Raw genomic sequence first — 4,383 nt, forward strand, 5'->3', positions numbered from 1 at the left:
GGATCCTTTCTGTCGTCTTCCTTACGATTGGGATAATGGTGACGAAGACCTGCGTCAGTGGTACAAAAAGCTCATTCATCTAAGAAATGAAAATGTGGCCCTGCAGACAGGAAAATTCCTGCCAATTTATTCCGATGGGGATATTTTTGGTTATGCAAGGGTTATTGATGATGGCAAGGATGTATTTGGCGAGCCTGCTGAAAATGATGTTTTCCTTGTTCTCATGAATCGTGGCAAGGAAATGCGAACGGTCTATGTGGATGTTCGTGATCTGTGGGCAGGCAGCTTTATTAATGTTTTTGGCGATGGCAGGGAACTTAAAGTTATTAGGGAAGTTCTCCATGTATCCATGAAGCCTTGCAGTGTAAAAATATATCGATGTGTTAAGAACGAGGCCCAGCACATTAGGGAGTGCGGTGTGTTGATGCACCCAACCAGCTTCCCGTCAAAATATGGCGTGGGAGATTTTGGTGCCTCAGCGTATGAATTCGTGGACTTTTTGGCAGAGGCCAATCAGAAAATATGGCAGCTTTTGCCGTTGACTCCTGTTGATGACTGTAATTCTCCGTACGCCTCCCCATCAGCCTTTGCCGGCAACTCCATGCTTATATCCATGGAAAAGCTGGTGGATATGGGACTGCTTACTGAGGAGGATATTAAGGTACCTGAAAGGGAGGCCACGAATAAGACGGATTACGAATTTGCCCGTCAAATTAAGGGGAAGCTACTGGCCAAGGCGGCGGATAATTTCTTTACCAAAGGTAATGCCGATGATATGGCCGTATTTGAAGGCTTTTGCAGCCAGGAGGCCTATTGGCTCAATGATTATGCCTTATTTAAAGCAATTTCAAAACAGCAGCTGGAAGCTGGTTGGATAGAGTGGCCTGAGGATCTAAAAAAGCGTAGGCCTGAGGCTTTGGAGAAGGCCAGAAATGAACTGGCTCAGGAGATTGGCAGGGAATGCTTCTACCAGTATTTGTTCTCCACTCAGTGGCAGGAGCTTAAGATCTATGCCAACACAAAAGGCATAAAGATTTTGGGGGATATGCCAATATTTGTGTCCCAAAACAGTGCTGATGTGTGGGCCAATCAAAAACTCTTTAAGCTGGGTGAGGATGGAAGGCCACTGAAGGTGGCGGGAGTACCACCTGATTACTTCAGCAAGACTGGCCAGCTGTGGGGCAACCCGCAATATGATTGGGATGAAATGGCCAAGGACGGCTATCGTTGGTGGATAAGCCGTTTGAGCCGTATGCTGGAGCAGGTGAACATGGTTCGCATTGATCACTTCCGTGGCTTTGAGGCTTATTGGGAGATAGATGGCGATGCGGAAACTGCTATTGATGGTGAATGGGTCAAGGGTCCGGGAATGGATTTCTTTGGAAAATTAAAGGATTCCTTGGGTGAAGTGCCAATAGTGGCAGAGGATCTGGGCATCATCACCGATGAGGTTGAGATACTCCGTGAAAGATGCGGTTATCCGGGAATGAAGGTATTGCAGTTTGAGCTTCATTTTAATGCCTTCCACAGAATAAATTTTGTGGAACCGGAAAACAGTCTTGTTTATACCGGTACCCATGATAACAATACTGTGGTGGGCTGGCTGGAAGATGATGCCGATACAGAAACCAGAGCTGCAGTGGCAAAACTTCTGGGTAAGGAAGGGGCAGACAGCCAAACACTCTGTCAGGCCTTGGTGGAACATGCCTATGCATCCAGAGCCCGTACAGCCATTGTTCCGGTGTGGGATATTTTGGCCTTGGACGGCAATAATCGCATGAATCTGCCGGGAACCGCAGGAGGAAATTGGAGTTGGAGAATGCTGCCTGGGTCCTTAACCTCAGAAAAAGCCCAATGGCTGGCAGGTCTGGTGGAAAAATATAATCGGTAGTTATGTTCCAAAAACAGTTGACAATATTAATATAGTATGTTAGTATAGCACTGTTGTGTGACGTCGTTACATAACCTAAATGTGCCGAAGTGGCGGAATTGGCAGACGCAGCAGACTCAAAATCTGCCGTATGCAAATACGTGCCGGTTCGAGTCCGGCCTTCGGCACCACAGTAAAATCAAGGCTTCCGAGATTTTCGGAAGCCTTTTAAATTTTCTTTCAAAACAGGGGTGTACACCCGCTGTACACCCACAAAGATTTTTAGTTACAAAAATAAATGAGCCTGTCCCTATTTCATGGGTAAAAAATATAGAAAAGTGGGGAATGGGAGATAATACATTTTTAGTGTATAAAAATAAAAAAATCGTGCAGCCAAAACCTAAATTTTAGGAATGGCCACACGATTTTTTTTACGAGTGTTCCTTGCGGATTTCCAGTATCAGGGCATCCAGCTTGTCGCAGAACTTGTCCATGGTAGTCTGGAACCTTATCAGAAGATAAAAGGTAATGACTATTGGAAAGCCTACGGTGCTGACTGCCGATAAAATCTTTTCCTCCATAGGTTTTCTCCTTTCTTTAAGAGAAAACCCCTCCGCCGCCAGCTGGGGACAGCGAAGGGGGTAATCATAATGCGGGCCTTACTCAGCCAGCTGGGTGACAACGGTTTCCTTCAGATAAGCGTCATGTACGCCGGTAACATCAGCGTAAGCCTTCTGATCCACAAACTTCTGCATAACAGCAGTAGCCTCAGCCTTTGTAATGCCAGCCTTTGGGTTGGCGATAACAACGGTCTTGAGCTTCTTTGGGTCGTTGTGCTGCTCAAATTCGAGATAGAGTTTCTTTGCCATAATAAATCATCCTCCTTCCATTACTCAGTTACAAGGTTGCAACTGTTAATACGGCTTACATTCTTCACAGGGAAACTCTGGAGAGAAGCCAGGGCATCTGCAAGCTCCATGAAGTTATCATCGGAAACTGCCGCACTGATGCCGGAGAAAGTTACGGTAGAGTAAGACTCCTTACCCATGTCCATGTCGGTTACGACCTTCAGCTTGATGGCGCTGGTTTCATTGGATTTCATAGTCATAATCTTGACCTCCTTCATAAGATAAAATAAAACAAGACTGTTCCGGAGGACTTTCACTGTAACGCAAAAAGCCCGCGGAGCCATACCGCGGACTTTTCGCGGAATGACAATATATTCCTATCCCGGCCAGGAGAGAAATCAGGTTATATAATCGTCATTCCGTGACAATTCATATTTGATTGTTTTAATTATACACAGTTGTGGATAATGTGTCAATAAATTACTAAAAATAACCTATAAATAGTAAAATATTAACACAAATTCCTTTACAGCTATCATTATAATTAGATTAAAAGCTCGCTATTTGGCCCATATATTCCGATATACCCAGTAAGAAATGGTATAATGAGGTTGGCTGGAACGTATACTATTGGCCAGCTGGAACCAAAGGGGTGATTTTACATGGCGATAAATTGGGCTCTTGTTTTAATATTAGGATTGTTTATCGGCTTGACTGGTTCGTTGGTAATTATGGGCGGAAAGATGCTGTATCGCCTGTTTGTAGGGCTTTATGAGGAAATTCATCAATATTAAGGTTGTATGATTTGGGGCTGCTTCGGCAGTCCCTTTTTGTATGGTTCCGTTGGCTGGAGGAATTAGTTCCAGATAGCGAAAAAATATCTTGTCGCTAAAAGAAGGATTTTTTCTTACAGTGTAGAATGGATATAGATATGAGAGGCAGGAGTGAGATTTGGATCCCCTGAAACCCAGTGTTTTGGGAATTTCACTCCCGAAAGAGCGTGGACATCATTAAGCCTTGATATGGCTGGATTTATTGCCTGCTTGCGGGCCTTTTTAAAAACAGTATCCATGTTCGATTTAGCCTATTTGGGGTGGATTTTGAAGTTTCACTCCAAAAGTTTCGTTTTGGTCCAGTATCCATGGGGGTCCACAGGGGGTACAGTTGCAACGACCTAATGCTGCTTGCGGCATTGAAACGTAGGGAGCATTAGACAAGTGATGAAATCTATTAAGTTGCAACGACCTAATGCTGCTTGCGGCATTGAAACGTTAAGTCACTTGTAAAGAATGATTCCGCCACTGAGTTGCAACGACCTAATGCTGCTTGCGGCATTGAAACTGCCCCAACCACCGCCAAGGCAAAGCAGGAAAAGTTGCAACGACCTAATGCTGCTTGCGGCATTGAAACATCTGATTGCGTTCCATCCACGCATCAATGTCGTTGCAACGACAGGCAAAGGCCAAGGCAACGGCCTTTGTCGAGTGAGCATCACTAAATTCAGCCCTATATATTTGTGGGGCTTCATTAAGTGTTGCTGGCACCAAATGCCGCTTGCGGCATCGAAATTAAAAACCCCAGGCATTTGCCCAGGGTTCAGATTCATATCTTTCCATAACATTGCTATACTTGTATAGTAGTTCCTTTCCATCACCGGTCTTTATG

The 4,383-nt window shown here is 44.8% G+C and carries 6 protein-coding genes and 1 tRNA gene; 3 read left to right on the plus strand and 4 right to left on the minus strand.

What is annotated here, in order from left to right; genetic code table 11:
• Together malQ and ACKI5G_RS07755 are read left to right on the plus strand one after the other, a co-directional pair.
• Positions 1-1,891 (plus strand): 4-alpha-glucanotransferase (malQ, locus tag ACKI5G_RS07750; RefSeq protein ID WP_407399206.1); only part of this gene is annotated, 1,891 nt, incomplete at its 5' end.
• A gap of 83 nt (positions 1,892-1,974) precedes the next feature.
• Positions 1,975-2,061: transfer RNA gene (locus tag ACKI5G_RS07755), tRNA-Leu, on the plus strand.
• Positions 2,062-2,301: 240 nt separating this feature from the next.
• On the opposite strand, the gene ACKI5G_RS07760 is transcribed toward ACKI5G_RS07755, so the two are convergent.
• The 3 genes from ACKI5G_RS07760 to ACKI5G_RS07770 form a co-directional block, all read right to left on the minus strand.
• Complete coding sequence (locus tag ACKI5G_RS07760; protein WP_071997202.1) at positions 2,302-2,451, minus strand: YvrJ family protein; 150 nt, start codon at positions 2,449-2,451, stop codon at positions 2,302-2,304.
• A 78-nt stretch (positions 2,452-2,529) separates the two neighbouring features.
• Positions 2,530-2,739, minus strand: a complete 210-nt coding sequence (locus tag ACKI5G_RS07765; protein WP_276837741.1) for a DUF2922 family protein — start codon at positions 2,737-2,739, stop codon at positions 2,530-2,532.
• 20 nt (positions 2,740-2,759) lie between these two features.
• Positions 2,760-2,978 (minus strand): hypothetical protein, encoded by a 219-nt coding sequence (locus ACKI5G_RS07770; RefSeq protein WP_407399209.1) that lies wholly within the window; start codon positions 2,976-2,978, stop codon positions 2,760-2,762.
• Positions 2,979-3,380: 402 nt separating this feature from the next.
• Between ACKI5G_RS07770 and ACKI5G_RS07775 the strand changes: the two genes are divergently transcribed.
• Entirely contained in the window at positions 3,381-3,512 is a 132-nt protein-coding gene (locus ACKI5G_RS07775; RefSeq protein ID WP_268761948.1) for a hypothetical protein, read from the plus strand.
• 591 nt (positions 3,513-4,103) lie between these two features.
• Here ACKI5G_RS07775 and ACKI5G_RS07780 read toward each other — a convergent pair.
• The gene (locus tag ACKI5G_RS07780; protein WP_407399211.1) at positions 4,104-4,262 is read right to left on the minus strand and encodes a hypothetical protein; all 159 of its coding nucleotides are present in this window, start codon (positions 4,260-4,262) and stop codon (positions 4,104-4,106) included.
• Between the last annotated feature and the right edge of the window lie 121 nt (positions 4,263-4,383).

This window comes from Anaerovibrio sp. (assembly GCF_045637405.1).
Taxonomy (GTDB): domain Bacteria; phylum Bacillota; class Negativicutes; order Selenomonadales; family Selenomonadaceae; genus Anaerovibrio.